This is a genomic window from Novosphingobium sp. FG90, assembly GCF_057808725.1.
This window is the reverse complement of the sequence record NZ_JBMDIO010000002.1, coordinates 25,856-51,305: the sequence shown is the minus strand read 5'-3', so window position 1 is coordinate 51,305 and position 25,450 is coordinate 25,856. Positions and strand designations below refer to the sequence as shown.

27 protein-coding genes are annotated in these 25,450 nt (G+C 64.8%); 7 read left to right on the top strand and 20 right to left on the bottom strand.

From position 1 onward, the window contains the following. Window position 1: 1 nt before the first annotated feature. The 10 genes from ACODRZ_RS01875 to ACODRZ_RS01830 form a co-directional block, all read right to left on the bottom strand. A complete protein-coding gene (locus ACODRZ_RS01875; RefSeq protein ID WP_488970862.1) occupies window positions 2-1,276 on the bottom strand; it encodes a TIGR03087 family PEP-CTERM/XrtA system glycosyltransferase in 1,275 nt (424 codons plus the stop codon). Beyond that, window positions 1,276-2,352, bottom strand: a complete 1,077-nt coding sequence (locus ACODRZ_RS01870; RefSeq protein WP_488970863.1) for a FemAB family XrtA/PEP-CTERM system-associated protein — start codon at window positions 2,350-2,352, stop codon at window positions 1,276-1,278. The genes ACODRZ_RS01875 and ACODRZ_RS01870 overlap by 1 nt, the downstream gene beginning before the upstream one ends. After that, the gene (locus ACODRZ_RS01865) at window positions 2,349-3,221 is read right to left on the bottom strand and encodes an XrtA system polysaccharide deacetylase (protein ID WP_488970864.1); all 873 of its coding nucleotides are present in this window, start codon (window positions 3,219-3,221) and stop codon (window positions 2,349-2,351) included. Before ACODRZ_RS01865 ends, ACODRZ_RS01870 begins: the two co-directional genes overlap by 4 nt. A 16-nt stretch (window positions 3,222-3,237) precedes the next feature. Next, complete coding sequence (locus ACODRZ_RS01860) at window positions 3,238-4,557, bottom strand: XrtA/PEP-CTERM system-associated ATPase (protein ID WP_488970865.1); 1,320 nt, start codon at window positions 4,555-4,557, stop codon at window positions 3,238-3,240. A gap of 13 nt (window positions 4,558-4,570) precedes the next feature. Then, window positions 4,571-6,313: a preprotein translocase subunit YajC gene (locus ACODRZ_RS01855; RefSeq protein ID WP_488970866.1), complete on the bottom strand. Its 1,743-nt coding sequence runs from the start codon at window positions 6,311-6,313 to the stop codon at window positions 4,571-4,573. Next, window positions 6,310-7,311 (bottom strand): P-loop NTPase family protein, encoded by a 1,002-nt coding sequence (locus ACODRZ_RS01850; RefSeq protein ID WP_488970867.1) that lies wholly within the window; start codon window positions 7,309-7,311, stop codon window positions 6,310-6,312. Before ACODRZ_RS01850 ends, ACODRZ_RS01855 begins: the two co-directional genes overlap by 4 nt. A gap of 10 nt (window positions 7,312-7,321) precedes the next feature. After that, on the bottom strand, window positions 7,322-8,845 hold the full coding sequence (locus ACODRZ_RS01845) for an XrtA system polysaccharide chain length determinant (RefSeq protein WP_488970868.1): 1,524 nt from the start codon (window positions 8,843-8,845) through the stop codon (window positions 7,322-7,324). Between the two features lies 1 nt (window position 8,846). Continuing rightward, window positions 8,847-9,491, bottom strand: a complete 645-nt coding sequence (locus tag ACODRZ_RS01840) for an XrtA/PEP-CTERM system exopolysaccharide export protein (RefSeq protein ID WP_488970869.1) — start codon at window positions 9,489-9,491, stop codon at window positions 8,847-8,849. Window positions 9,492-9,666: 175 nt separating this feature from the next. Beyond that, complete coding sequence (locus ACODRZ_RS01835) at window positions 9,667-10,893, bottom strand: pyridoxal-dependent decarboxylase, exosortase A system-associated (protein ID WP_488970870.1); 1,227 nt, start codon at window positions 10,891-10,893, stop codon at window positions 9,667-9,669. Further along, window positions 10,890-12,467 carry an acyl-CoA ligase (AMP-forming), exosortase A system-associated gene (locus ACODRZ_RS01830; RefSeq protein WP_488970871.1) on the bottom strand — a complete coding sequence of 526 codons (1,578 nt, stop codon included), beginning with the start codon at window positions 12,465-12,467 and terminating at the stop codon, window positions 10,890-10,892. The genes ACODRZ_RS01835 and ACODRZ_RS01830 overlap by 4 nt, the downstream gene beginning before the upstream one ends. A 27-nt stretch (window positions 12,468-12,494) precedes the next feature. Between ACODRZ_RS01830 and ACODRZ_RS01825 the strand changes: the two genes are divergently transcribed. From ACODRZ_RS01825 to ACODRZ_RS01810, 4 genes are read left to right on the top strand one after another with little or no spacing between them, the layout of a single operon-like run. Beyond that, window positions 12,495-13,514, top strand: a complete 1,020-nt coding sequence (locus ACODRZ_RS01825; protein ID WP_488970872.1) for a GNAT family N-acetyltransferase — start codon at window positions 12,495-12,497, stop codon at window positions 13,512-13,514. A gap of 36 nt (window positions 13,515-13,550) precedes the next feature. After that, complete coding sequence (locus tag ACODRZ_RS01820; protein WP_488970873.1) at window positions 13,551-13,811, top strand: phosphopantetheine-binding protein; 261 nt, start codon at window positions 13,551-13,553, stop codon at window positions 13,809-13,811. Beyond that, on the top strand, window positions 13,811-14,485 hold the full coding sequence (locus ACODRZ_RS01815; protein ID WP_488986159.1) for an alpha/beta hydrolase family protein: 675 nt from the start codon (window positions 13,811-13,813) through the stop codon (window positions 14,483-14,485). Before ACODRZ_RS01820 ends, ACODRZ_RS01815 begins: the two co-directional genes overlap by 1 nt. Beyond that, window positions 14,482-15,261: a hydrolase 1, exosortase A system-associated gene (locus tag ACODRZ_RS01810; protein WP_488970875.1), complete on the top strand. Its 780-nt coding sequence runs from the start codon at window positions 14,482-14,484 to the stop codon at window positions 15,259-15,261. Before ACODRZ_RS01815 ends, ACODRZ_RS01810 begins: the two co-directional genes overlap by 4 nt. 3 nt (window positions 15,262-15,264) lie before the next feature. On the opposite strand, the gene ACODRZ_RS01805 is transcribed toward ACODRZ_RS01810, so the two are convergent. The 5 genes from ACODRZ_RS01805 to rpmF all read right to left on the bottom strand — a co-directional run bounded on the left by ACODRZ_RS01805 (window position 15,265) and on the right by rpmF (window position 18,391). Beyond that, window positions 15,265-15,696 carry a MerR family transcriptional regulator gene (locus ACODRZ_RS01805; RefSeq protein WP_488970904.1) on the bottom strand — a complete coding sequence of 144 codons (432 nt, stop codon included), beginning with the start codon at window positions 15,694-15,696 and terminating at the stop codon, window positions 15,265-15,267. A 29-nt stretch (window positions 15,697-15,725) separates the two neighbouring features. Further along, window positions 15,726-16,022, bottom strand: a complete 297-nt coding sequence (locus tag ACODRZ_RS01800; protein WP_488970905.1) for an integration host factor subunit alpha — start codon at window positions 16,020-16,022, stop codon at window positions 15,726-15,728. A 108-nt stretch (window positions 16,023-16,130) separates the two neighbouring features. After that, a complete protein-coding gene (locus tag ACODRZ_RS01795) occupies window positions 16,131-17,102 on the bottom strand; it encodes a beta-ketoacyl-ACP synthase III (RefSeq protein ID WP_488970876.1) in 972 nt (323 codons plus the stop codon). Then, a complete protein-coding gene (plsX, locus tag ACODRZ_RS01790) occupies window positions 17,102-18,175 on the bottom strand; it encodes a phosphate acyltransferase PlsX (protein WP_008829421.1) in 1,074 nt (357 codons plus the stop codon). Before plsX ends, ACODRZ_RS01795 begins: the two co-directional genes overlap by 1 nt. Before the next feature lie 36 nt (window positions 18,176-18,211). Beyond that, window positions 18,212-18,391 carry a 50S ribosomal protein L32 gene (rpmF, locus tag ACODRZ_RS01785; RefSeq protein ID WP_008829420.1) on the bottom strand — a complete coding sequence of 60 codons (180 nt, stop codon included), beginning with the start codon at window positions 18,389-18,391 and terminating at the stop codon, window positions 18,212-18,214. A gap of 161 nt (window positions 18,392-18,552) precedes the next feature. Here rpmF and ACODRZ_RS01780 point away from each other — a divergent pair, with 161 nt between their 5' ends. After that, window positions 18,553-18,945 (top strand): MAPEG family protein, encoded by a 393-nt coding sequence (locus ACODRZ_RS01780; protein WP_488970877.1) that lies wholly within the window; start codon window positions 18,553-18,555, stop codon window positions 18,943-18,945. Here ACODRZ_RS01780 and ACODRZ_RS01775 read toward each other — a convergent pair. Beyond that, entirely contained in the window at window positions 18,942-19,598 is a 657-nt protein-coding gene (locus ACODRZ_RS01775) for an MBL fold metallo-hydrolase (RefSeq protein WP_488986164.1), read from the bottom strand. The genes ACODRZ_RS01780 and ACODRZ_RS01775 overlap by 4 nt on opposite strands. Window positions 19,599-19,663: 65 nt before the next feature. Further along, window positions 19,664-20,314, bottom strand: a complete 651-nt coding sequence (locus ACODRZ_RS01770; RefSeq protein ID WP_488970879.1) for a S24 family peptidase — start codon at window positions 20,312-20,314, stop codon at window positions 19,664-19,666. A 101-nt stretch (window positions 20,315-20,415) separates the two neighbouring features. On the opposite strand from ACODRZ_RS01770, the gene ACODRZ_RS01765 reads away from it, so the two are divergent. Together ACODRZ_RS01765 and ACODRZ_RS01760 are read left to right on the top strand one after the other, a co-directional pair. Beyond that, window positions 20,416-20,616 carry a hypothetical protein gene (locus ACODRZ_RS01765; protein ID WP_488970880.1) on the top strand — a complete coding sequence of 67 codons (201 nt, stop codon included), beginning with the start codon at window positions 20,416-20,418 and terminating at the stop codon, window positions 20,614-20,616. Then, entirely contained in the window at window positions 20,606-20,974 is a 369-nt protein-coding gene (locus ACODRZ_RS01760; RefSeq protein ID WP_488970881.1) for a hypothetical protein, read from the top strand. Before ACODRZ_RS01765 ends, ACODRZ_RS01760 begins: the two co-directional genes overlap by 11 nt. 147 nt (window positions 20,975-21,121) lie before the next feature. On the opposite strand, the gene ACODRZ_RS01755 is transcribed toward ACODRZ_RS01760, so the two are convergent. The 3 genes from ACODRZ_RS01755 to cysS all read right to left on the bottom strand — a co-directional run bounded on the left by ACODRZ_RS01755 (window position 21,122) and on the right by cysS (window position 25,432). Then, window positions 21,122-22,795 (bottom strand): acetolactate synthase large subunit, encoded by a 1,674-nt coding sequence (locus ACODRZ_RS01755; protein WP_488970882.1) that lies wholly within the window; start codon window positions 22,793-22,795, stop codon window positions 21,122-21,124. A gap of 140 nt (window positions 22,796-22,935) precedes the next feature. Continuing rightward, on the bottom strand, window positions 22,936-23,874 hold the full coding sequence (locus ACODRZ_RS01750) for a D-2-hydroxyacid dehydrogenase (RefSeq protein ID WP_488970883.1): 939 nt from the start codon (window positions 23,872-23,874) through the stop codon (window positions 22,936-22,938). A gap of 106 nt (window positions 23,875-23,980) precedes the next feature. Then, window positions 23,981-25,432 carry a cysteine--tRNA ligase gene (gene cysS, locus ACODRZ_RS01745; RefSeq protein ID WP_488970884.1) on the bottom strand — a complete coding sequence of 484 codons (1,452 nt, stop codon included), beginning with the start codon at window positions 25,430-25,432 and terminating at the stop codon, window positions 23,981-23,983. Between the last annotated feature and the right edge of the window lie 18 nt (window positions 25,433-25,450).

Below are 25,450 nucleotides of genomic sequence, written 5' to 3'. Positions count from 1 at the left end.
CTCACGCGACATCCGTAAGCGCCTCGCTCCGGGTTCCGAGATATTCGGGAAGGCGCGCCAGCGCGGCCTCCCAACTGGCATTGCCGACGATCCACGTCCGGGCAGCAGCCCCCATCAGTTTCGCGGCCTCGCGCGCGCACGTGAGGTCGACGACGGCCTGCGCCATCGCCGCATCCCCGTCGCGTATCGCGAAGTCCCGCCCGTCAAGCGCGTCGATGCCGGTCGCGGCGCCGGGGGAAAGAACCACGGGCAGGCTCATCGCCATCGCTTCAAGCACCTTGTTCTGCACACCGCGCGCGATTTCGAGCGGCACCAGCGCGACATCCGCAGCGGCGAGCCACGGCCGAATATCGTCCACCCTGCCCCAGACTTCGACGCCGTCCCGTCCCGAGCGGTCCCGTAGCATCGGCGGCGGATTGCGGCCAACGATATGCAGCGTGGCGTCGGGACAAGTCTGGCGCACGAGGGGTAACACGCGATCGATGGCGCGCGTGACGGCCTCGATGTTGGGTGCGTAGTCCATCTGTCCGGTGAAGACGATGCGCGGCGCGCCCTTCGCCATCATGCGCGGTTCCGGGCGTACTGCTTCGGGGTTGAAATATGCAGCATCAAGGCCATTGCCCATTGCCCGCACGCGGCCATGCTCACCGGTACGCTCTGCATGGCTGTCGCTGCTGCTATCACGAGGGCTTTTATTGACGAGGCGCGAACGCAGGAGGCCCACTTCGGCTCCGCTGATGAGCAGCGTGACGGAGGCACCCGCGCATATCCTCGCCTCTTCCTGACGCAGCAGGCGGCCTTCGCGCCGCTCCATCCATGATCGAAAGCCCCTTCCCTTCGCGGCATAGGCTTCGAACTTGGCGGAATCGACGTCCACCAGATCAGCAACGACGCGGCCATGGAAGTCACCCGGCACGTACTGCGCCATCTGACCGGAGAAGACATAGACGGTATCGATGTCCCGCTCGGCAAGCAGATCGTACACATAGGCTGCGAGGTGCTTGTCGTGAAACGCGGTAAGGCTGATCGGACGGCCGCTGGCCAGCGCCTGTATTCCGGCGACCGGTAGCGACTTGGAGCGCTTGACCAGGCAATAGCTTGCGGCGAGGTTCGCCAGGTCCGGTTCGAACGCACGATCCTGCTCGTCGTCGCAGAACGTCGCCACATGAACCGGAGCCAGTGCGGCCAGCGCCTTGAGCACGTGATGGGAGCGGATCTTGTCACCGCGATCCGGCGGGAACGGGATGCGGTGCGACAGGAACAGGATTTCGCCCATCAACCGATACCACGTGCGATCAGGGGGCCGAGGCGATTGGCCACGGCGAGAGGCAAGCGCTGCCACAGCTTGATCTGGAGCGAGAGTTTGCCGCTCGTCGGGTCGGCATCGCGCCTGGCACTCCCCGGGGCCGTCCAGGTCGCATACGTCAGCGGCTCCGGCTCGAAGCCCCAGTTGCGCTTGAAATGATAGGCCCCGCTGTCCGTTTTCGAGCGGCCGAAGTCGAACATCGTGCAGCCACGCCGCCGGGCATGGAGCATGAGTTCGTAATACATCCGGTCGTTGGCCCGAAGGCGCCGGGCCTCCCAGGTGCCGCCGCCCCAGTACGGCATAACGGCACCCCGGTGATAGACGCTGATGACGCTCGCCACCGGCACGCCCTGATGGCGCACGGTCAGGATGTCCGCATCATCGCCGAAACCGTCGATCACCGCGTCGAGCAGCGCTCGGGGGAAGACAGGCGTGCCGAGATTACGATAGCTCTCGCAGAAGACCGCGTAATGCGCGGCACGGTCCGCTTCGGAGGTGCCGACCTCGATTGTCAGGTCGATGCCGAGCGAGCGGCGCACTTCGGCGCGCTGCTTGCGCGGAATATCGAGCAGTTGCGCATCGTCGTCCGCTGCGAGCGGACGGGCGAAGTTGGCGTGCGAGCGGGTCTTGAGTGTCCAGCCCTCACCCGCCGGGGGGAGCACCCCGCCGCGCAGTTCGATCGTTGGACAGGTGAGCCGCAGCGCCAGTTCCTCGACGGCAGCGAATATCGCCGCTGTATCGGCCTCCTCGGTCGCCAGCAGCCCGCCACCGACCGCGAAACCGGTGGAGGCCAGCAGACGGCCGAAAACCGGCGAATGGATGGCGTCGAGCGGCAGGAAAGCGACGATCTCGTCTGCCTTCTCCTGCACCAGAGCCAGCGCGCAGTTGCCGGTCGCCTTCGCTACTGAAACGAACCATTTGGGCCGGTGGAACGGCGTCCCCTGCGGATGGCGCGCAACGAAACCCTCCAGCCGCGCAATCTCCCCCGGATCAGCCAGATCGACGAGGCGGACTTGTGCAGGCAGGGGCACGAACGGCGCGTTCATGCGGCAAATGCCAGCGGTTCGGCGCGCAAGGCTTCGCGCGCGGCGAGTTCGTCCATACGACCCCAGCGGAATTCACCAACCAGCCGCTGCAGCTTGTCCGCCATCACCGACAGGTTCGTGTAGTGCCGGAACCGCGAGCGCAGCGACGCCCCTTCGACGCGGGGCTGGCCGGGGTCGATCTCCCAAGGGTGGAAGTAGAACACCGCCGGGCGCCGGTCGTCACGGTTCACCTGCCGGATCGCCCAACGCGAAAAACCGTAGGGAAGGACTCGGAAAAACCCGCCGCCGCCAGCCGCCAGCCGCCGTCCGGCAAACTGCGCGGTGGTCACCGGAATCTCGATCAAATCGGCGTCGGCGATGGGCCGGAACGCAAAGCGCGGAGCCTCGCGCCAGCCATAGTGGTCGTGCGCGATCGGCGCCACGCTTGAGCTATAAGCATAGCCCTGCTCCGCCAGCACCTCGAAGGCCCAGGGCGTGCGGGCATCGATGGAGAAGCTGGGCGCGCGGTAGCCCTTCACCGTCTGACCCGAGGCGTCCTCGATCACCTTGCTGGCACGATCTATGTCGGCGGCGAAGGCTTCCTTGCCGAGACGGAACACCCGCTCGTGGTCCCAGCCATGGCTGGCGACCTCATGGCCCTCGTCAGCGATGCGGCGCATCAGGACGGGATGGCGCTCCGCAACCCAGCCAAGGGTGAAGAACGTGCCCTTCACCCCCGCATCGGCGAACAGCCGCAGGATTGCGTCGCAGTTACGCTCGACGCGCGTGGCCAGCGAGTTCCAGTTCTCCCGGTCGATCACCTTCTCGAAGGCGCCGACCTGGAACCAGTCCTCGACATCGACCGAAAGGCCGTTGATCGGCACCGACATAGGGTCAAACGTCCCTTCAGGCGACCTGACGCTGGCCGTCGCCGCTCTCGATCCACTCGATCAGCATGGTGAGCGTGTGGCGCAGCGTCCGCTCGGTCTCGCCAAGGCGGGACTCCAGCTTGTCAGAGCGGGCGATGGCGTCCGCCAGTTGCTGCTCCAATGTCGCGAACTGCTCGCCCTGTGCTTGTCGTGCCGAGGCTTCGCGCTCTTCGGCGGCAGCCGAGAGTTCCGCGATCGCCGAGTGCAATTCGCCGATCTGCGCATCACGCCCGGTCAAGGCTGCCTCGATCAGCGCATTGGCACCGGCCTCGTCGAGATGCTGACGATTGGCGAGCGCCGTTTCGATGAGCGCGGTCGCACCCGCCGTATCCAATGCTTCGCGATCGGCCAGTGCCGACTCGATCAGTGCCATGACAGCAGAGGTATCGATCGCCTGCGCCGGTGCACTCGCAAAAGCCTCGGCGACCAACGGCTGCGGCACCGCAACTTCAGGCTCCGCGACCTTGGTGACAACCGCCAGCGCGCCATCATCGTTCATCTCGTCGAGCACCTGCTCAAGCATGGATGCATCGAGATGCTCGCGGCGGTCCACCGCGCCCAGCAGAAGCAGACGGTTGACGATCTGGTTGATACGGCGCGGAATGCCCCCGGTCGCCTCGTGGATGGCCGGGAACAGCGCCGCATCGAAGCTCGGGTTGCCCTTCCAGCCGACGCAACCGAGGCGGTGTTCGACGTAAGGCTGGACCTCGCGCACGTGCATCGGGCCGAGGTGATGCGTGGCGATCACGCGCTGGCGCAACTGTTCGAGCTGGCTGCTCTCCAGAAGCGTCTCGCGAAACTCGGGCTGGCCGAGCAGCAGCGTCTGCAGCAGCGGGTGCGAACCCAGCTGGAAGTTGGAGAGCATGCGCAGCTCCTCCAGCGCGCTGACCGAGAGGTTCTGCGCCTCGTCAACAATCAGCAGGCAGCGGCGTCCTGCGCGCGCTTCCTCGTGGAAGAACGCCTCCAGCGTGCCGAGTGCGGATGCCTTGTCATGGCCCTGCACCGGCAGCCCGAACGACTGCGCGACGACGTGGACGATCTCCTCGCCGTCGAGCGCGCTGGTCACCACGTTGGCGGCAGTCATGCGCGCCGGGTCGATGGTCGCCATCAGGTAGGCGACGAGCGTGGATTTGCCCGCACCGACCTCGCCGGTGATGACCACGAAGCCCTCGCCCTGCGCGAGGCCGTAGCCAAGGTAGGACAGTGCCTTCCTGTGCGTGCTGCTCTCGAAATAGAACGCCGGGTCGGGGGTCAGCTGGAAAGGCCTGGCGTCGAGCCCGTAGAAGTCGTCGAACATCGGGTTTCTCTCCTCAGAAGGTATAGCGCAGACCCGCGAGCGCCGAGGCGGTCCACAGGTCGTCGATGGAGGGGGTATCGTACTTCGCCCCGTCGATGCCGACAGCGAGCGTACCACGCAGACGCGGCGCAAACATCTTGTAGTAGCTGGCCGAAGCGCCGTAGCCGGCGACGTCCCCGGTCAGCGGATCGTTGCTGCTGATCCAGTTGGCATAGACGTTGGCCGACCAGCCCGCGTCGCGGCCCAGATCACCGCCGACATAGGCCGCCAGCCACCAGTTCTCGTCCAGCACGCCATTGGCAGAGGCGAGGACGGTGTTTCGCGCGGCGATGTACTTGCGGCGGTCGTAGCCTGCGCCGATCCCTGCGCTCAGACGGCCGAACTTCATCGAGTAGTTCGCCGCCACGCCCCGCGCCCGGAAAGTGGACGAGCGGACCGAGCCAAGCACCCCGGACAGGCAGTTGCCACCCTCCAGCGAGGCGACGCAGCCGCGCAGTTCGCCGGTGATGGGGTCGCGCACGACCTCGAAGTCATCCGGCAACTGGTCGAGCGCGCGGTTGACCTGTCCGCCGAAGCCCGAGACATTGTCGTAGACCGCGATATTGAACTGGCTGCGGTCGCTCGGCGCATAGGCCAGCGTGCCGCCGAAGCTGGTCGAGCCGTAGCGGCGGCCGATATGCGCCGATAATGAAGTGCGGCGGCTCGGACGCCACATGACGGCGGCGTCCCAGATGAGGCCGCTGACGTCATAGGCCATCTCACGCGGCGAGGATTTGTCGGTGACATAGCGGCCATCGGATCCGACCACCGGCAGGCCGTTCGCATCGCGCACGGCGTCGCGGCTGGAAATCTCGACATCCTCGTAGCCGATCGCCCCGACCACCTGCACGGTCCGGCTCACAGGCACGGTGACCATCGCGCGGGCCTGCATGTCGCGGGCACGCTGGTCGAGGTTGGAGATGTCCTCCTGATAGAAGCTGCCGCCAACGCCCACGCCCACCGGCAGCACCGTGTCGGGCGCGAAACCCGCCTGCACGTCCGCCGACTGGACGACGCTCTTGTCGAAGACATCGGCCGCAGCGCCGGTCTGGAGATCGCGCGAAGCGTTCGACTGCTCGACCTTAGTGAAGCCGGCGCGGTAGTTGGCGCCCACGTCGAGATCGCCGATTCGCCGGGTCACGGAAGGTCCGCCATAGACCGAATAGACCGTCGACTTGCCATTGCCCGAAAGCGGTCCGGCTGCCAGCGCCGATCCACCGTTTTCGACGTTGACCTGCGATGCGAGCGCACCGGCCTCGATCGTCACGCCGGGGACGACAGTGGCATAGCCGCGCACGACGCCGCTGATCGCGTCGCCGTCGCCCGCCTTCCTGCCCCAGCCGAACTGGCGCTGATAGCGCACCGATGCCGAAGCGCCGTTATTGCGTCCCTGGATCGAGGCATCCACGCCGACCGCAACCTGGGTATAGGTCAGCACGTCGTCGCCCGGCGAAATCTCGGCAGTGACGATCTGGTCGACTTCGATGTAGGGCGCGATGTCGATGCGCTTGCCGCCCTGCCCCTGGCCCTTCGCATCGCGAATTGAAGCGCGGTCGGACTTGCCGGGGGCTGCATCGGACGCGCCGTCCCCGCCCATTCCGGAACCGGCGCTACCCATGCCGCCACCGTAGCCAGTCGACTGAGCATGAGCCACCGGCAGCGCAAAGGCGAGCGCCGCCAGCGCGGCCATGCCCGATGCCTGCTTCATGCGGGTCATCCCTTGTATCCGTAATAGGAGCCGAAGCGGCGACCGCTTGGGCTGAACTGGGCCGCATTGAGCAGCAGCTGGACGTTGGGGCACGCTCCCAGCAGAGAGATCGCATCGTCGAGCGCGCCGCGCCCGGTCTTGTCCGCACGCACGATCACGACCGTCTGGCCGACATACTTGGCAAGCTCCGCCGCCGGGGATGCCGCCAGCGCGGGGGGCGAATCGAAGATCACCATCCGGTTCGGCGCACCCTGCGTCAGCCGGTCGAGAATGCGCGCGGTGCGCGAGCTGGACAGGTATTCACTGTCATGCGCGGTAGTATCGCCGGCGGGCATTACCCAAAGTCCGGGAATGTCCGTACCCAGCACGCAGTCAGCCGGGTCGATCGACTCGTCCATCAACGCATCCATCAGTCCTGGACCGCCGGGCAGGCCAAGCGCAGAAAGCACCGAAGGCTTGGCGAAGTCGGCATCGACGAGCAGGACCTCGCTCTCCTTCTCCGCCGCAATCGACAGCGCGAGGTTGAGTGCACAATAGGTCTTGCCCTCACCCGGATGCGGCGAGGATATCAGTACCCGCTGCGCCATCGGCCCGGCCTTCTGGCGCCGCAGGTCAACGGCCTGGACCAGCAGCTGACGCTTGACGATGCGGAACTCTTCGAGAAGTTCGGTGACGGTGCCTTCGGGCACGATCAGCCCCTGCTCGCGCAGATGCTCGCGATCGACGGGATGCGCGGTATCGTTGAAGCGCGCAGGCTCGGGCGCCGGTTCCACGACAGGCTGAGGAGCCGGAGCGGGAACAACGGCTTCTGGTGCAGGCGCCGGACGAGCGGGAACAGCCGCAGGCTCCGGCCTTGCAGGCGCGCGCCTCGCAGGCCGTTCCGGAAATGCCACCGGCTTCGCGATCAGCGTATTGAAGTCGAAGCGACCATTGGCACGCTCGAACAGCGATTCGCCTTCCGGTTCGTCGGGCTGGTTGGGCACGGGGATCTTGCGATGATCGGTCATGTCAGTCCCCTTACGCCACCATGCCGCGCTGGATGAACTCGGCGGCGAGCAGCACCACGAACAGCCCGCAGAGCGCGGCCGTCCCGGCATAGAAATACTTGAGCCGCTTGGCCCTCAGCGCCCGCGCCCGGTCCGTCAGGCTCTGCGAGATCGCGCCCAGCACCGGCAGGCCGGTCGCCTTCTCCAGCCCCGCAGTGGTGGCGAAGACCGAGCGCACCCGGCTCAGCGCGAAAGCTGCGGCGCATCCGCCCGCGAAGCCCACGATCAGCACGCCCAGCAGAAGTACCGGACGGTTCGGAGCGACCGGCGTGCGCGGGCTCGTCGGCGGATCGACGACCTGGAACTTCACCGCTTCGCGCTCGGTCTTCACCTCGCCGCGCAGGCGCAGTTCCTCGCGGTCCTGCAGGAGCTTGTCGTACTGCTGGCGAAGCACGTCGTAGTCGCGGTTGATGCGCTGCGCCTCGGTCGCGAGTTCGGGATCGGAGATGGCAGAGGCAGTCAGCGAGGCCAGATCAGACTGCGTGGCCGCCTTGCGCGACTGCAGCGCCTGTACGCTCGCCTGCCGCTCGGCGCGGATCGACTGGAGCGAGGAATAGGCCGGATTGATCGTGCCGCCACCGCTCGCCGCTTCCTGCGCAGCCGGAGCGCGCAAAGCAGCGACCTGGTTCTTGGCCGCGATCACGTCGGGGTGATTCTCGGTGAGGCCACGCGCCCGCATCGCCGCGAGATCGGCCTGTGCGCGCGCCAGCGAGGACTGCGCCCCGCCATCCGCCGCGCCGCCCGCGATCGTGCGCGGCGTGCCAGCGAGCTGCCCGTCGATCGCCGCCAGCGCACTCTGCGCAGCCGAAAGGTCGGCCTCTATGTCACGCAGCGTGGCGCGCGAAGTCTCCAGGCGCTGCGCCACGGCCGCGCCGCCGAGCGCCATTTCCGGATGCTGCGCTTCGAAGGCAGTCCGCTTGGTTTCGGCCGATTCGAGTTCGCGTTCGCGTGCCCGCAGTTGCTGGTTCACGAATTCCAGCGTCTCGACCATGTCTCCGCGATCGCCGGAGAGGTTCTCCTCACGGAAGATGTCGATCAGCTTCTGTGCGACGCTCTGGGCCAGCTTGGCGTTCTCGGCATCGGAGAAGGAACTGTCGTTGGCGGTCGCGGTGATCTCGAAGAGGTTGTCCTCCTGGCTCACCACCTTGACGTTCTTGCCCAGCTTGAGAACCGCAGCTTCCATTGCCTTGGGGTTCTCGATGGTATCGCCCAGACGGGTGGCACGGACGACCTTTTCGAGATTCACGGCGCTCGTCAGGGTCTGGCGGATACGCTCGATATCGCGCTTCTTGTCGGCCACGCCGATGCCGACCTGTTCGGCCAGTGCGTCGTCGAGCTGGATGAAGATGCGCGCGCGCGATTCGTAGCTGTTCGGGATCAGCGCAACGACCAGCCAGCCTGCCAGACAGATCGCCCAGGCAACGGCAAGCGCGATCCAGCGGCGGTGCCAGATGCTGTGCAACCCGGCGAGCAGTTCTTCGTAGAGCGAATCCATCTTAGAACATGCTTTCCGGGATGATGATCACGTCGCCGGGCGCGAGCATGACGTTCGCCTTGCTGTCCCCCTTCCTGAGCAGGTCGCCGAGGCGCAGCTTGTATTCCTGCTGCTTGCCCGCCGTCTTGTCGAAGCGGATCAGGCGCGCGCTGTTGCCCGAAGCATATTCGGAGAGCCCCCCCACCGCGATCATCGCGTCGAGCACCGTCATGTTGGCGCGATACGGGATCGAGGCCGGTTTTCCGGTGGCGCCGACGATACGGATCTGCTGGCTGAACGTGCCGGAAAACCCGTCGACGATGACCGAAACCAGCGGATCCTCGATATACTGCGACAACTGCAGCCGGATGTCCTCGGCCAGCATCGAGGGCGTCTTGCCCACGGCCGGCATGTCGGTGATCAGCGGCGTGGTGATGCGGCCGTCGGGGCGGACCTGGACTTTCGCACCCAGTTCCGGATTGCGCCACACGAAGACGGTCAACTGGTCGAGCGGGCCGATGATGTATTCCTCGCCCGGCCCTTCCTGCATCGATACGAAGGATGCGGGCGGCAGTTCCCTGGCAGGCCCGCCGGAGCCGGCGCATCCGGTCAGGGCGACGCTGGCAAGCGCGGTAGCGGCCAGAAGTCGGGCTGGAAGATGCACCATGAACAATCCTCGTCTTGCGCCCGGCCTGTCCCTACGCGGCATGCTCGCAGGTCAGGCTTGGCAGAATTCAGCCCCCGTATCGGTGCAAACGGTGAATATTGCGTTAGCCTTGCAAGGCTAATTCCGCGGTGGTCCCAAATCGGGACGCGAGTATCGCGCGAGGGTTAACGCACGATCAGACCAGCATTTCCTTCGCCGGCCCTTGCCCCAGGAAATGCGCCGGGCTGGCGCTGGCGCCATAGGCCCCGGCGCAGAACACCGCGATCAGGTCGTCCACATCGGCGCGAGGGAAACCGCCCTTGTCGGCCAGTTTATCGAGCGGCGTGCAGAGGCATCCCACGATCGAGGCTTCCTCCTCCACTTCGGCACCGAAGCGGGTGGCGATCGCCGAAGGGTAATTGCGCCGCACGACGGTCCCGAAATTGCCCGAAGCCGCCAGCTGGTGATGCAGCCCGCCATCGGTGACGAGGAAGACTTCGCCATGGCTGATCTTGCGATCGACGACGCGCGCAATGTAGACGCCCGCCTCGCCAACGAGATAGCGGCCGAGTTCGATGCAGAACTGTGTATCGCGCAGCACCTCCGGCAGCGCGTCCAGACTGGCGGCCAGCCGCTCGCCGACCAGCGAAAGGTCGAGCGGGGTGTCGCCCGGGAAGTACGGGATGCCCAGCCCGCCGCCCAGATTGCAATGCGGCAGCGCCGTTCCGCTGTCCTTCGCCAGCCTTGCAGCCAGCGCCAGCGCCTGCCCTTGCGTCTCGGCGATCGCCTCGGCGTCGAGCGCCTGACTTCCTGCGAAAATGTGAAATCCGTGCCACTCGGCGCCGCTGGCGACGACTTCGCGCACCAGCGCCGGTACCCGTTCTGCATCCACGCCGAACGGCTTGGCGCCGCCGCCCATCTTCATCCCGGACCCCTTGAGGTCGAAGTCCGGATTGACACGGATGGCAAGGCGCGGAGCAATCCCCAGCCGGTCGCCGATGGCGATGGCGCGGGCTGCTTCACCCTCGGACTCCAGATTGAGCGTCACGGCGGCGACGATCGCAGCTTCCAATTCGGCGTCGCGCTTGCCCGGCCCGGCGAAGCTCACGTCGCGCAGGGGCAGGCCCGCATCGCGGACGATTTCAAGCTCTCCTCCCGAAGCGATGTCGAACCCGTCGACCAGCCCCGCCATCAGCGCCAGCAGGGGCCGGAACGGGTTGGCCTTGACCGCGTAATGCAGGGCAACACGCCCGGGCAGCGCCGAGCGCAATGCGGCCACACGTCGACGGACAAGGTCGCCGCTATAAAGGAACAACGGTGTCGATCCGGCCTCCTGGACCCAATGGGTGACGGATCGACCGCCTACGGCAAGCGCGCCGTTGATAGCTTCGTATCCTCCGGGGATCGGTCCCAGCGCCTTCATGCGACGATCCCACGCGCGATCTCGGCGGCAAGACCGGTACGATCGAGCTTTCCATTCGGGCTGACCGGCATCGTCTCGCGCCAGTGAATGACTTTCGGTTGCATGAAGTTTGGAAGTTCCTGCATAAGTTTACGTGGCAGTTCTTCGACTGCATCTGAAATTTCGGACGCCGCCCTCACCACCAGATGCACGGCCTGCCCTAGTCGCTCATCCGGCACGCCCAAGGCGACCGCCTCGGCGACGAGCCCGGTTGCGAGCGCGGCTTCCTCGACCTCCTGAGGGGAAATGCGATTGCCTGCGCTCTTGATCATCGCATCGCGGCGACCGACGAAATACAGCAGACCGTCCGCCTCACGCCTCACCCGGTCCCCCGACCAGACGGCGATTCCGCCATATCGCGAGGCGGCAGGCGCTGGCTTGTAGCGCTCGGCGGTCCGGCCGGGATCCTGCCAGTACCCTTGCCCCACCAGTGGCCCGCAATGGACCAGTTCTCCCTCTTCCCCATCCTCAGATATATCGCCCAAGTCATTGATAACAAGTATCTCGGCGTGGGGAATGGCCTTACCCATGGATGTGGGGTGCGTATCGACGAGATCGGGGTCCAGATACGTCGAACGGAACGCTTCGGTGAGGCCGTACATCGGGAACAGTCGGGCCTGAGGGAACAGCGCCCTGAGCCGCCTGACGAGGTCCACGGTCAAAGCCCCGCCGCTGTTGGTCAGGCGTCTCAGGCGCGATGCCGTTTGCGCCGGCCAGTCCATCTCGGTGACCTGCACCCAGAGCGGGGGCACAGCGGCCAGTGTTGTGATGCCATGTTTCTCGACCGCCTTCACCAGATCGCGCGGCATCAGGTAGTCGAGCGGGATCACGCAGCCCCCCACATACCACGTCGAGAGCAACTGGTTCTGCCCATAGTCGAACGACAGCGGCAGCACCGCCAGCGTCCGATCGTCCCGCGCGAGACCGAGATAGTCAGCAACACTTTCGGCCCCGAGCCACATGTTCGCGTGGCTCAGCATGACCCCCTTCGGACGCCCCGTGGATCCGCTGGTGTATAAGATGGCCGCCAGGTCATCGGGATCGGCCTCGGAAGGCAGCATGTCCCCGTCGAGTTCGGCCGCGGTCGAAAGTGCCTCTGCCTCCCCCAACTGCCGACAATGCGCGGGAACGTCGTTAGCTTCCAGCGTGTTGAGCCGGGTCGGCGTTCCGATCAACAGCACGGCACCGCTGTCCGAAAGGATATGCGCGACCTGCGCATGTTTGAGCAGCGGATTGACCGGAACATGCACCAGCCCCGCCCGAGCCGCCGCCAGCGGCATTAGGCAGGTAAGCTCCCCTTTGGCCGCCCACGTCGCCACCCGCGCGCCTCGCTCGGGAACTTCACGAGCCAGCCAGGCGGCGAGACGGGAGACACGCCTTCTTAAATCCTTCCAGCTAAGCACGCCTTCGCGCAAAACCAGCGCGTCATCCGAATCGGCTCCCCGCAGTGCGAGGTGATCGAGCGGCAGGATCGGATTTTCGGCGCTATCGGACACGGGATCAGACGTTGTGCCGAGCGTTGTTGGGCCGGACATGAAAAGGAAAGGCTCCGCAAGGGGTACGTGGCAAGGTTGCAGATCGACTATCACTCCGATCTTAAGGAAGTGCAATCGGATGAAGCGCTTGCGTGGCTGCTCTCCGACGCGCAGCAGCATGCACCATTCGATCGGCTGGCCTGGTGGCAGGATCTTGTCGACTTCTGCGGCATCCTGCCGATACTTGCGGTGGCGAAATCGGCCGATGGCGTGGCGATTCTGCCGCTCTGCAGGCGCGGCGGCCAGCTTTCGGCGTTGGCGAACTGGTACACTTTCCGGTTCCGACCGATCCTCAGCGGCGAAGCTCCCCTGCAAGCCCTGGCCCGCGATCTGGCCCGCCGGGCGCATCGCGTGACGCTTCACGGATTGCCGGAAGAGGACGGGAGCATGTCCGCTCTCTCTTGTGCATTCAGGGCGGCCGGATGGCTGGTCCGAAACGAAATCTGCGACACCAACCGGGTGCTTCCAGTCATGGGCCGCAGCTTCGATGACTATCTCGCGGACCGCCCTGGAAAGCTGCGCACGACCCTCAAGCGCAAGTCAGGCAAGGTCACGACCCGGGTGCTCACCCGCTTCGACGCGGAAGCCTGGAACCAGTACGAGGCAATCTACGCCGAGAGCTGGAAGCCCGAGGAAGGCTCGCCCGCATTCCTGCGCGCTTTTGCCGAAGCCGAAGGCGCAGCCGGTCGCCTGCGCCTTGCCCTGGCCCACGCTGCCGATGCGCCCGAAAGCCCCGCTATTGCAGCTCAGATGTGGACGGTGGAAGGCGGCACCGCGTTCATCCACAAGCTCGCCCACCGGGAGGCCGCAAAACCGCTTTCTCCCGGCTCCGTGCTGACGGCCGCGCTGATGCGCCATGTGATCGCGATCGACCACGTGGGCCTCGTCGATTTCGGCACCGGCGACGATCCCTACAAGCAGGACTGGATGGAAACCCAGCGCCCCCGCTACCGGCTCGACATGTTCCGCCCCTTCGATCCGCGCAATTGGGCTTCTCTTGGCAGGATCGGTCTGCGCTCACTTGCCGCAAGTGCGAAGCGCGGCTAGAGGGCGCCGTCAAGAATGACAGATTGCCGAGGGGCCATGCCAGACCAAACCGACCTGCTGCTGCGCCGCATCCTGACGGATGTGCTTGGGCTCAAGCCGGGTCAGGCCGATGCGTTCGATGATGACACGGGCCTGTTCGGGCACCTTCCCGAGCTGGATTCAATGGCTGTGGCCGGGCTGCTGACCGAACTTGAGGATCGCCTCGACATCATCATCGAGGACGACGAAATCGAAGGCGAGATGCTGGAGACTTACGGCGGTCTGCTCACTTTCGTAGAGGCGAAGCGCGGCGCCTGATGGTTCCGGCAAGCTGGCCCTGCCCGCTGCCCGGCGGCGGAACCAGCGAGGAATTCGCACTGTCCTGCGATGCGGATCGCAGGCGTCGCCTGCTGATCGTCCCGGCCCTCTTCGATGAAGGCAACAAGCTGCGCCGCTTTGCCGTGGAGGTCATGCGGCGACTGAACGCCACCGGGATCGACTGTTTCCTGCCCGATCTGCCGGGCTGCAACGAGAGCCTGCAGCCCCTGCACATCCAGGAACCGGCCGACTGGCTGGATGCGATGACCGCTGCCGCGCGGTTCTTCGGCGCAACGCATGTGCTGGGCATTCGCGGCGGTTGCCTCTTTACGCCCAAGCCTTTTCCCGCCTTCCACTATGCGCCTGTCAAGGCCGCGGCGATACTGCGGCAGATGATGCGCGCACGTATCCTGTCGTCGCGGGAAGCCGGCCAGGAAGAAAACCGCGAGGCGCTTGCCGAAAATGCATCTATGCAGGGGATAACCCTTGCAGGATATGAACTTGGCGCCGATTTTTACCGTCATTTCGAGCCGATGATAGCGGATGAAACCGCCATCATCATCAGTCAGGACGAAATCGGCGGCAGCGGTCTGTGGTTGCGCGCGGAGCCCGACGAGAACCCGGCCCAGGCCGATGCGCTGGCAGCGATCCTCGCAGGCGCGCTGCGGCAATGACCCGGCGACACCTGACTTTCGACTGCTCCGGCAATCGCCTCGCGGCTACCTTGGACGATGCGCCGGAGGCCTCTGCGCTTCTGCTGGTCTCAGGCGGCAATGAAGTGCGAGCGGGCGCATGGAACGGGCAGGCTCGCTTCGCCGCCCGTATCGCCGCGCAGGGATTTCCCGTTCTGCGCTTCGACCGGCGCGGCGTCGGTGACAGCGAAGGGGAAAACCTGGGCTTTCGGAAAAGCGCTGCCGACATCACTGCCGCACTGGAAATCTTGCGCGCTCAGGCATCTCAGGTCCGGCGTGTCATCGGCCTCGGTAACTGCGACGCCGCCAGTGCGCTTATGCTTGCAAAAGGCGCCGGGCTTGACGCGCTGGTGCTGTCTAATCCGTGGACCATCGAGGACTGCAAAGAAGAAGCCCCTGCCGAGATGGTACGCGATCACTACCGGCGACGGCTCGCCGACCCCGCAGCAATCAGGCGCCTGCTGACCGGCAAGGTGTCCCTGGTCAAGCTGGCGCGCAGTCTCGTTGCCGCCGCCCGACCTGCGCCTTCGACCCCAACCGGCCTTGCTGTCGAAATGGCCCGGGGCATCGCCGGTTTCGCAGGCCCGGTCCGTTTCCTGGTTGCTGGGCGCGATCGCACCGGACTCGCTTTCCTGTCGCGCTGGGACAAGGCGGACGACCGTATCCGGGTCTGCGCCGTCGCCAGTCACAGCTACGTCGAGCCGGATGCACAGGACTGGTTCTTCGCGCAGGTCCTGGAAGTGCTGCGCGATAGATAGCTCTCAGGCGCGCGCCAGAGCGTGAGCCAGTTCCTCGCGTATCTGCAAAAGTCTATGGAAGAAATTATCGTCGGGCGCCTCTGCCCCAGCGCTGATTTCCGGCGCCGGATTACTTTGCATTTCGGAAGGCGACTTCTCGCTTATCGCTTTGGCGGCCCCTCGCAAGGTATACCCTTCGCGATGAACCAGGCGATCGATCTCGCGGATCAGCGCCACGTCTTCCGGACGATAGTATCGCCGGTTCCCGCTGCGCTTGATCGGCTGGAGCGACGCGAACTGCTCTTCCCAATAGCGAAGGACATGAGGACGGATCGCGAGAGCCTTGGCCACCTCGCCTATAGTCCGCAGCGCCTGAGGCTCCTTCCCATCGTCGAACAACGGGCCATCCTCGAAAAGCGTCGCCTTTGCGGGCGCACCGGGTCCTGAAACGTCCATACCTGCCTTTTCCCGACGGAGCTTTTCCGTCAATCTGCGGCGATACGGTCCTTCAGCATCTGACTGGCGCGAAAAGTCATGACGCGCCGGGGCGTGATCGGCACTTCCACGCCCGTCTTGGGATTGCGACCGATGCGCTCACCCTTGTCGCGCAGCAGAAACGTGCCGAAGCCCGAGATTTTGACGTTCTCGCCGTCGCTGAGGGCCGTGCACATGTGCTGCAGGATCGCTTCCACCATGGCAAGCGACTCCGCACGGGATATGCCCAGCTTGCGATGAATGGCCTCCGCGATTTCAGCCCTGGTCAAAGTATCCGTAGAGCGCATCAATCCCGCATCCCCATAGTGCGCCAATGGAGCGGATAATATTAGAAACAGGGAAGAAATCAACGGTGCGTCCAATATTGAACGCAACCGGAGCGGAGCAGTCGTCCGTCAGACGCGAATTAGGCTCGCACCCCACGTAAATCCGCCACCCATGGCCTCCAGCATGACCAGATCGCCCTGCTTGATACGCCCGTCACGCACAGCAACATCGAGCGCGAGTGGCACCGAGGCAGCAGAAGTGTTGGCATGCTGGCCCACCGTCATGACCACCTTTTCAGGCGCCAGGTCGAGCTTCTTTGCCGTCGCATCAAGGATGCGGGCATTGGCCTGATGCGGCACCAGCCAGTCGATGTCCGACGTGGAAAGACCAGCCTCTTCAATCACTTCGCGCAGAACCTCGGCGAGATTCACAACGGCGTGACGGAAGACCTCACGACCCTTCATGCGCAGTTTGCCGACCGTTCCCGTGGTCGACGGACCACCGTCGACGAAGAGCAACTGGTTGTGTGTGCCGTCTGCATGAAGCCGGGTCGCCAGGATTCCCCGGGGAGTTTCCCCCACCTGTTCTTGCGCCTCCAGTACGACCGCGCCCGCGCCGTCGCCGAACAGCACGCAAGTCGTGCGATCTTCCCAGTCGAGAATGCGGCTGAAAGTCTCCGCGCCGATGACCAGCGCGCGCCTGGCCATGCCTGTACGCAGCATCGAATCGGCCACGCCCACGGCGTAAAGGAAGCCCGAGCACACCGCCGCGACGTCGAAGGCGATTCCGCCCGCACGGCAGCCAAGCTGCTTCTGGACGATGGTGGCGCTTGCGGGGAATGTCTGGTCGGGCGTCGCCGTCGCCAGCACGATCAGGTCGATCGAGTCGGCATCGATGCCCGCAGCTTCGATCGCCTTGCGTCCTGCTTCGGTGGCGAGGCTGGACGTCGTCTCGTCGGCTTCGGCGATGTGACGGTTGGAGATGCCGGTACGTTCGACGATCCATTCGTCGCTGGTATCGACCCGCTCTGCCAGCTCGGCATTGCTGACGGCATTGCGCGGCAGCGCGGAGCCAGTTCCGATCAGTACCGACCGAATCATCAGGCGCGCTCTTCCTGTACGCCGGTCAGGCCCTTAGGCATGCGCCAGGTCGACCCTCCCAGACGGGCTAGGTCGGCAGAGATACGCTCGGTCACGTTTTCCTCCAGGAGCCGGGCGGTGACCGCCACGGCATTGGCCACGCCTGCAGCATTGGCGCTGCCGTGGCTCTTCACGACAATGCCGTTGAGGCCAAGGAAGACCGCGCCATTGTGATTGTTGGGATCGAGGTGGTGCTTGAGCAAATCGGTCGCCGGCTTCGAGATCAGGAAACCGATCTTCGAACGCAGCGAACTGCTGAAGCCGCGGCGCAGCAGGTCCGCGACGAAGCGGGCCGTGCCTTCCACCGCTTTTAGGGCGACGTTGCCGGTAAAACCGTCGGTCACGACCACATCGACGTCGCCGCGGCAGATCTTGTCCGCCTCGGTGAAGCCGTCGAAGGACATCGCAAGGTTTTCGGCCGCGCCCTTGAGCACGGCGGCTGCATCGCGCAGTTCCTCGGTGCCCTTGGTTTCTTCGGTGCCGATGTTGAGCAGACGCACACGCGGTTCGGCGCGGCCAGTGGCCACGCGCGAATAAGCCGCGCCCATGATCGCGAACTGGACCAGGTTGCGGCTGTCGCACTCGGTATTGGCACCGAGGTCCAGCATGATGACATCGTTGTCGCCCAGCGTCGGCAGCAGGGCCGCCAGTGCGGGACGATCGATGCCGGGCATCGTGCGCAGCGTCAGCTTGGAGATCGCCATCAGCGCGCCGGTATTGCCGCCGCTGACGGCCGCTCCGGCATGGCCGAGCTTCACCGCTTCGATCGCGCGCCCCATGGACGTGCCCTTGGCCCGACGAAGCGCCTGGCTGGGCTTGTCCTCACCGCTGATCACGCCATCGGTGTGCAGGATTTCGGAGCTGGCCCGCAAGTTCGGATGATTCTCGAGAGCGGCCTTGATCCGCACCTCGTCACCGACGAGCAGGAACTTGAAACGGTCATGACGGCGGCGCGCAAGCGCGGCGCCTTCGATCATGACGCGCACGCCCTCGTCGCCGCCCATCGCATCAATAGCGATACGCGGCAAACTCATGGGGCTTTCTCCGAAATACGTCGTAGGATCTAAGTCTTAGACTTCGACCGCGACGATTTCACGACCGTTGTAGTGGCCGCAAGAATTGCACAGGTTGTGCGGGCGCTTCAGTTCGCCGCAGTTGCCGCATTCGTGGAATGCTTCAACCTTCAGCGCGTCATGGCTGCGGCGCATGCCCCGGCGGGAGGGCGAAGTCTTTCTTTTAGGGACAGCCATTTCGGCACCTGTTCCTGCAAATACGTGTCTGTCAAAAAGGCCGCCGGTGACCGGGTAGGGACACGGCGGCTTGCGAAGGCGCGCCTATAACCCATTTCACGCGAGTTGCAACCCGTTACTCCCTCCACCATCAAGCCGTCACCAATCGGGAGTACGCCTATATGATTCTGCAGACCACCCTCAGCATGTCCGCCGCAGCAGCCGTCGTCGCCTTCTGGCTGGCGGTGCGTACCGGCAAGGCGCGCATGGCGGCGAAGGTGTGGCACGGAGACGGCGAGAATCCCCTGCTTCTGCGCCGTATGCGTGCCCAGGCGAACTATGGCGAGAGCGCGCCTTTCGTACTGATGCTGGTTGCCGCTATCGAGCTTTCGGGCAAGGGTGGACAATGGCTTGCGATCGTCGGCGCGGTCTATCTGCTCGCGCGTATCGCTCACGGCATCGGCATGGACAAGGCCGAGAAATCTCCCCTGCGCGCTGCAGGATTCATTATCTCGGTGCTGACGTTGCTGGGACTCGCGGTGATGGCGGTACTGATCGCGACCGGGCGATGCTAGGCAGGTAGCCCGCGGTTGATCGCCTCGTCGCTGACGTAGGGATTCGTCAGGCGCTCCTGCCCGAACGTGCTCACCGGACCATGGCCGGGGACGAAAGTGACGTCGTCCCCAAGCGGCCAGAGCTTCTGCGTGATCGAGTGCAGCAGATCGTCGAGATTGCCGCGCGGGAAGTCCCAGCGGCCAATGCCGTTCTGGAACAATACGTCGCCGACCATGGCGAACTTGCTGGGCTCGTGATGGAAGATGACGTGGCCGGGCGTGTGCCCCGGGCAATGAACGACGTCGAGTTCCAGTTCGCCCACAGTGACCTTGTCGCCGTCTTCGAGCCAGCGGTCCGGCTCGAAGGTGTGCGCTTCCATGTTCCAGCGCGGACCGTCTTCATCGAGCTGCGCGATCCAGAAGCGGTCTTCCTCCTGCGGCCCCTCTATCGGCACGCCAAGTTCCCTGGCCAGCACGCCGGCCTGCCCGCAGTGGTCGAGATGGCCGTGCGTGACGAGGATCTTCTCGAGCGTCACGCCGGTCTTCTCCAGCGCCTGCTTCAGCTTGTGCAGGTCACCGCCGGGATCGACCAGCGCGCCCTTCATCGTGGCGGTGCACCACAGGAGCGAGCAGTTCTGCTGGAGCTGCGTGACGGGAATGATCCCCACGCGCATCTGTTGTTCGGTACCTTGCGTCATGCCCTTGGAAATGGCCGCAGAGCGTCGCGAATGCAACCGGGCTAGATGCGCCCGCCTTTCCAGACCACCCGCCCGATAACCTCGACGTCGCGGGCACCGCATTCGACCGGCGGATAGGCGTGATTGTCGCTGATCAGGACGACCAGCCCCGACCGCGAGACGTCGATGCGCTTCACCAGCAGGCTGTCGCCCAGCCGAACGACGTGAATGCCGTCTCGCAAGGCGCGGATCGTGCGATCGACAAGGATTTCATCGCCGTCCCGAAGCGTCGGCTCCATCGAATCGCCGCTCACCACGATCGTGGAGAGATTTTCCGGCTGCAGGCCCATCGACCGCAGCCAGCGCCCGGAGAAGCGGATGGTGTCCACCACCTGCTCCCTTTCGGCCGTCGTCCCCGGCCCTGCCGATGCCCCCAGCGCCAGGCGCGGAACGTCGATCCAGCTGCGTCGGCGGGATTGCTCCGGAATGGCGTAGGAAATTTCCTTCGATTGTCCCAGTTCCGCCTCGTTCACTCCGAAGAACCGTGCAAGCATCCCCCGATCATGCTCCTCCAGCTTGCGCGGGCTGCCCTTGCGGATGAATTGCTGCAGATATGCAGGATTTTTGCCCAGCATGGCCGAGAGCCGGGACAAGCTCACGCGCCGCTCCTCGGCGAGTTCCAGCAGGCGCAGACGGGTCGGGTCACTTACCATTTTGTAATCCGTATCCGTAGGAAATTTCCTAGACATGTAGGATTTAGAACGGAACAAAATAAAAACATCAAGCGAATTCCTACACGAAAGGACCAGACCGGATGCTCCTGCGCGATATCGAGCGCTTTCTACGCAAGACCGACATGCCCTGGACCAGATTCGGCCGCCTTGCCGCGCAGGACCCGCGCTTCGTGGCGGACCTGCGCAATGGCCGGGTGCCGCGCGGCGACACCGCCGCGCGAGTCGAGCGGTTCATGCAGACCTACCTTACCGGCGCCGGGGAGAACCGCCATGCAATCTGAACTCATGCAGGAACTGCAGCAGTCTTTCGTTCCTGCAAAGGCTCCGACACGCGGTCCGTGGTTACGCCTGCTGTCCGAAGTGCTCGGTCTCGCCGGCCCCGCTGCGGAGTTCCTGAGCCATTCCGAACGGGACTGGGCGAGCGCGACGTTCTCCGGCGCTCGGCACACCATCGCGCTGGCATTCGAAGGCGCAGACGCGGTGGCGCGGGGCGAAGCCTTCATCACCGCCCTGCCCGACCACGAATTCACTGTCCCGCGCCATCTCGTAGCCGATGTCGCTGTCGCGTCGACCGAACAGCGGCAAGACCCGCCGCACATGGTCATCCATGTCGAAGCACTGGTGCTGGTGGATTGCTGAAGCCCCACTCCTCCCCGTTGCGCAGCAATGGGGAGGGGGACCGCCGATGCAGTCGGTGGTGGAGGGGTAGCGCGCTCAAAGCCCCTCCGTCAGTCGCTGCCCGACTGCCATCTCCCCATCGTTACGCGACAGGGAGGGTGAGTACATTCAAAGCGCCCGCGAGAGTTCCTTGATCTCGGTATTCAGGATGCGGTCGTTCTCGGAATAATCGACCGGGCAGTCGATCAGGTGCACGCCGGGCGTATCGCGGCAATGCGCGAGCAGTTCCTTGAGGTGCGCAGCGCTCTCCACGCGATAGCCATTGGCGCCGTAACTCTGCGCATACTGCACGAAGTCCGGATTGCCGTAATTCAGCCCGAAGTCCGCGAAGCCCATGTTGGCCTGCTTCCAGCGGATCATGCCGTAGGCGTTATCATTCAGGATCAGCACCGTCAGGTTGAGGCCGAGGCGAACCGCAGTCTCCATCTCCTGACTGTTCATCATGAACCCGCCGTCGCCGCAGACGGCGAAGACCTTGCGCTCGGGATAGACCATCGCACTCGCCATCGCCGAGGGCAGCCCCGCGCCCATCGTCGCCAGCGCGTTGTCGAGCAGCACCGTGTTGGGCTTGACCGCGCAGTAGCCGCGCGCGAACCACAGCTTGTAGACGCCGTTGTCGAGACAGACGATCGCATCATCGGGCAGCGCATCGCGCACCTGCTGCACGGCATGGGGCGGGAAGATCGGGAAGCGCTCGTCCGCCGCCAGCTTCGCGGTGTGCTCGACCTCGGCGGCGCGGAAGCGCAGCATCGAATCGAAGTTCCACTTGGAGGAAGGCGTGATCGCCTCCTTGATCTGCCACATGGCGTTGGCGATATCGCCGATCACTTCGATGTGCGGGAAGTAGACCGGGTCCACTTCGGCCGTCTTGGTCGAGATGTGGATGACCATGCGGTCATCGCGGGTGCCGTCATTGTGCATGAAGAACGGCGGCTTCTCGATCACGTCATGGCCGATGTTGACGATGCAGTCGGCATCCTCGATCGCGCGGTGCACGAAGTCGCCCGAGGACAATGCTGCACAGCCGAGAAACTTGGGATGGCGCTCGTCGATCACGCCCTTGCCGAGCTGGGTGGTGAGGAACGGGATGCCCGTCTTCTCGACGAACTCGCCCAGCATCTTGCTGGTCATCTTGCGGTTCGCGCCTGCGCCGATCACCAGAACCGGGCGCTTCGCCGTCTGCAGGGCATCGACGGCCTGAGCAATCGACTTCACGTCCGCAGTCGGGCGCCGCACGATCGAGCGCGGAACGGGCCGCGAATCGGTGTGCTCGTCGGCAATGTCTTCCGGCAGTTCGATATGCGTCGCGCCGGGCTTTTCCTCCTCGGCGATGCGAAATGCTTCGCGCACACGGCTCGGGATATTGTCCGAGGACGCCATCTGGTGCGCATACTTGGTAATCGGCTGCATCATCGAGACGACATCGAGAATCTGGAAGCGGCCCTGCTTCGATTTCTTGATCGGCTTCTGGCCGGTGATCATCAGCATCGGCATCCCGCCCAGCGTCGCATACGCAGCGGCGGTGACGAAATTCGTCGCGCCCGGCCCCAGCGTCGAGAGGCAGACACCCGCCTTGCCCGTGTGGCGCCCGTAAGTAGCGGCCATGAAGCCCGCGCCCTGCTCGTGCCGCGTCAGGATCAGTTTGATCTGCTTCGAGCGCGACAGCGAATCCAGAAAATCGAGGTTTTCCTCGCCCGGCACGCCGAAGATGTACTCGACGCCTTCCTGCTCGAGACATTCGATGAACAGGTCCGATGCCTTGCGCTTGTCGCTCTCGGCCATGATCCAGCTTTCCCTCTTCCTGCCGCCGGTCCCTGATGCCCGGCCGTCTTGATCGAGGCTGATACGCGATTCGGCTCCGGACCGTCCCTGATGAATTAATCAGCCTCGCCGTAGAAAATATCAGGCGCGGGCAAGCAGAGCTAGTAACCCTGCGCAAGATCGACCTGATGCGCCAGCGGCTCTCCGCGCCGGTAACGCCCGAGGTTGTCGAGGAACCGCGCAGAGCCGCGCGCGAACAGCGCATCCTGCGCGCGGCCGGACAAGTGCATGGAGATATGCACGTTCTCGCGCGACCACAGCGGATGGTCGGAGGGCAGCGGCTCGGGCGTCGTCACGTCGAGGAACGCGCCGCCCAGATGCCCCGAATCGATCGCGGCAAGCAGCGCGTCCTGGTCGATTACCGTCCCGCGCGCGAAGTTCAGCAGGATCGCGCCCGGCTTCATCGCCGCGAACTGCTCCGCACCGAACATGCCGGTGGTCTGCGGAGTGGAGGGGACGATCAGGATTACCCAGTCGAACCGGCCGAGCGCGCCCCGCCACTCGTCCTGCCCGAGTTCACCCTCGCCCGGCGTGCGGCGCGCGGCGGTGACTTTGGCGCCGAATACGCGCAGCATCTCGGCGATGCGCGCGCCGATCTCGCCCGCACCGATCACCAGCACCTCGCTGCCCAGCAACTCGCGCTTGCCCGGCGGTTCGCGGAGCCATTCGCGGCGATCCTGCGCCCGCACGACTTCGCGCCAGCCCTTGGCCATCGTCAGCATGCCCATGAGCGCGTATTCGGACACCGTCTGCGCATGGATGCCCGCACCGTTGGTCAGCGTGACGCCGCGCTCCCGGAAAAGGTCAAGCGGCAGCCAGTCCACGCCCGAGGACATGGCGCAGTACCACTTGAGGCCGGTCATCAGGGGAAGCGCCTCGCGCGCCCTGGGCGGCGGGATCATGTCGAGCCATGCCACTTCGGCGCGCGGCGCAAGGGCCATGAGTTGATCGGCATCCTCGAACCACAGCGGTTCGACGCCTTCGGGCAGCTTGCCCTCCAGCCATGGGCGCGAGTTGGCATTGATCAGGGCGACGGTCATGGGCAACTTCCGAATCCGGGCAACTACAATAGCTTGCCAGCCTCGGAGCATCGCCACGCGAAGACAAGGGCGGCTTTGGCATCCGCCCTTGCGTTCAAGGCAACAATCAGGCCAGCTTCCATTCCCAGCCGAGCGGATCGCCGTCCATCACTTCGACACCCTTGGCGACGAGTTCATCACGCAGGGCGTCGGAGGCGGCGAAATCCTTGTCGGCGCGGGCCTGCTTGCGAGCGGCCAGGACGCCCTCGATCTCCGCCTCGGTGATCTCGGCGGTCTTCGGACGCAGCCGCAAGTCGGCGCGCGAGGTGCCAAACAGGTCGAGGCCGAGCACCGCATCCATCTTCTCGACCACGGCGCGCTTGGCGGCGGCATCGACCTTCTTGGCTGCCAGCACCTCTTCCAGCGCGGTCAGAGCGATCGCGGTGTTGAGGTCCTCGCCGATCGCCTTCTCGAACGTTTCGAGCATCGGCGCGAGCTTGGGGTGCGAGGGTTCGCCCGCTTCCACGTCGGCCAGGCGCTCGGCAACGATGATCATGCGCTTGAGGCGCACCAGCGCGGCGGCAAGGCCCTCCCAGCTGAATTCCAGCTCGCTGCGGTAATGCGCCTGCAGGCACATCATGCGATAGCCGAGCGGGTGGCACCCCTTGTCGATCAACAGTTGCAATCGCAGGAATTCACCTGAGGACTTGCTCATCTTGCCCGAACGTTCGACAAGAAAATTGTTGTGCATCCACATCTTAGCGCCGGAATTTGCGGGTACGTCGAGGCCGTTAGTGCAGCAGAAGGCCTGGTTCTGCGCGATCTCGTTGGGGTGATGGATTTCGCGGTGGTCGATGCCGCCAGTGTGGATGTCGAACGGGAAGCCAAGCAGGTCGCCGCTCATTACCGAGCATTCCAGATGCCAGCCCGGCGCGCCTTTGCCCCAGGGTGAATCCCATTCCATCTGGCGCTTCTCGCCCGCAGGCGTCTTGCGCCAGATCGCGAAGTCGGCGGCGTTGCGCTTGCCCTCGACAGCCTCGATGCGCCCCTCCCCCTCGTCCGTGACGGCGCGGGCGAGTCGGCCGTAATCGGCGACGGTGGAGACGTCGAAATAGAGGCCGCTTTCCAATTCATAACAATGTGTTGGCGCGATCTTCTCGGCGAATTCGATCATTTGCGGCACGTAGTCGGTGGCGATCGACCACTTCGCCGGCTGGCGGATGTTGAGCGCCTTGATGTCGGCCCAATACGCCTGCGTGTAATGCTCCGCGATGTCCCATATGGACTGGGACTGAGTCCGCGCCATCTTCTCCATCTTGTCCTCGCCCGCATCGGCATCATCGGTGAGGTGGCCGACGTCGGTGATGTTGATGACGTGGGTGAGCTTGTAACCCTTGTGGCTCAGCGTCCGGCCCAGAATGTCCGCGAAAACATAGGCGCGCATGTTGCCGATATGCGGGTAGTTGTAGACCGTCGGCCCGCAGGTATAGACCCGCGCCTCGCCCGGGTGGACGGGCTCGAACGTTTCGAGCTTGCGGGTCAGGCTGTTGAACAGCGTCAACTGGGATGCGTCGGTCATGCCTTGCCGAATAGGCGG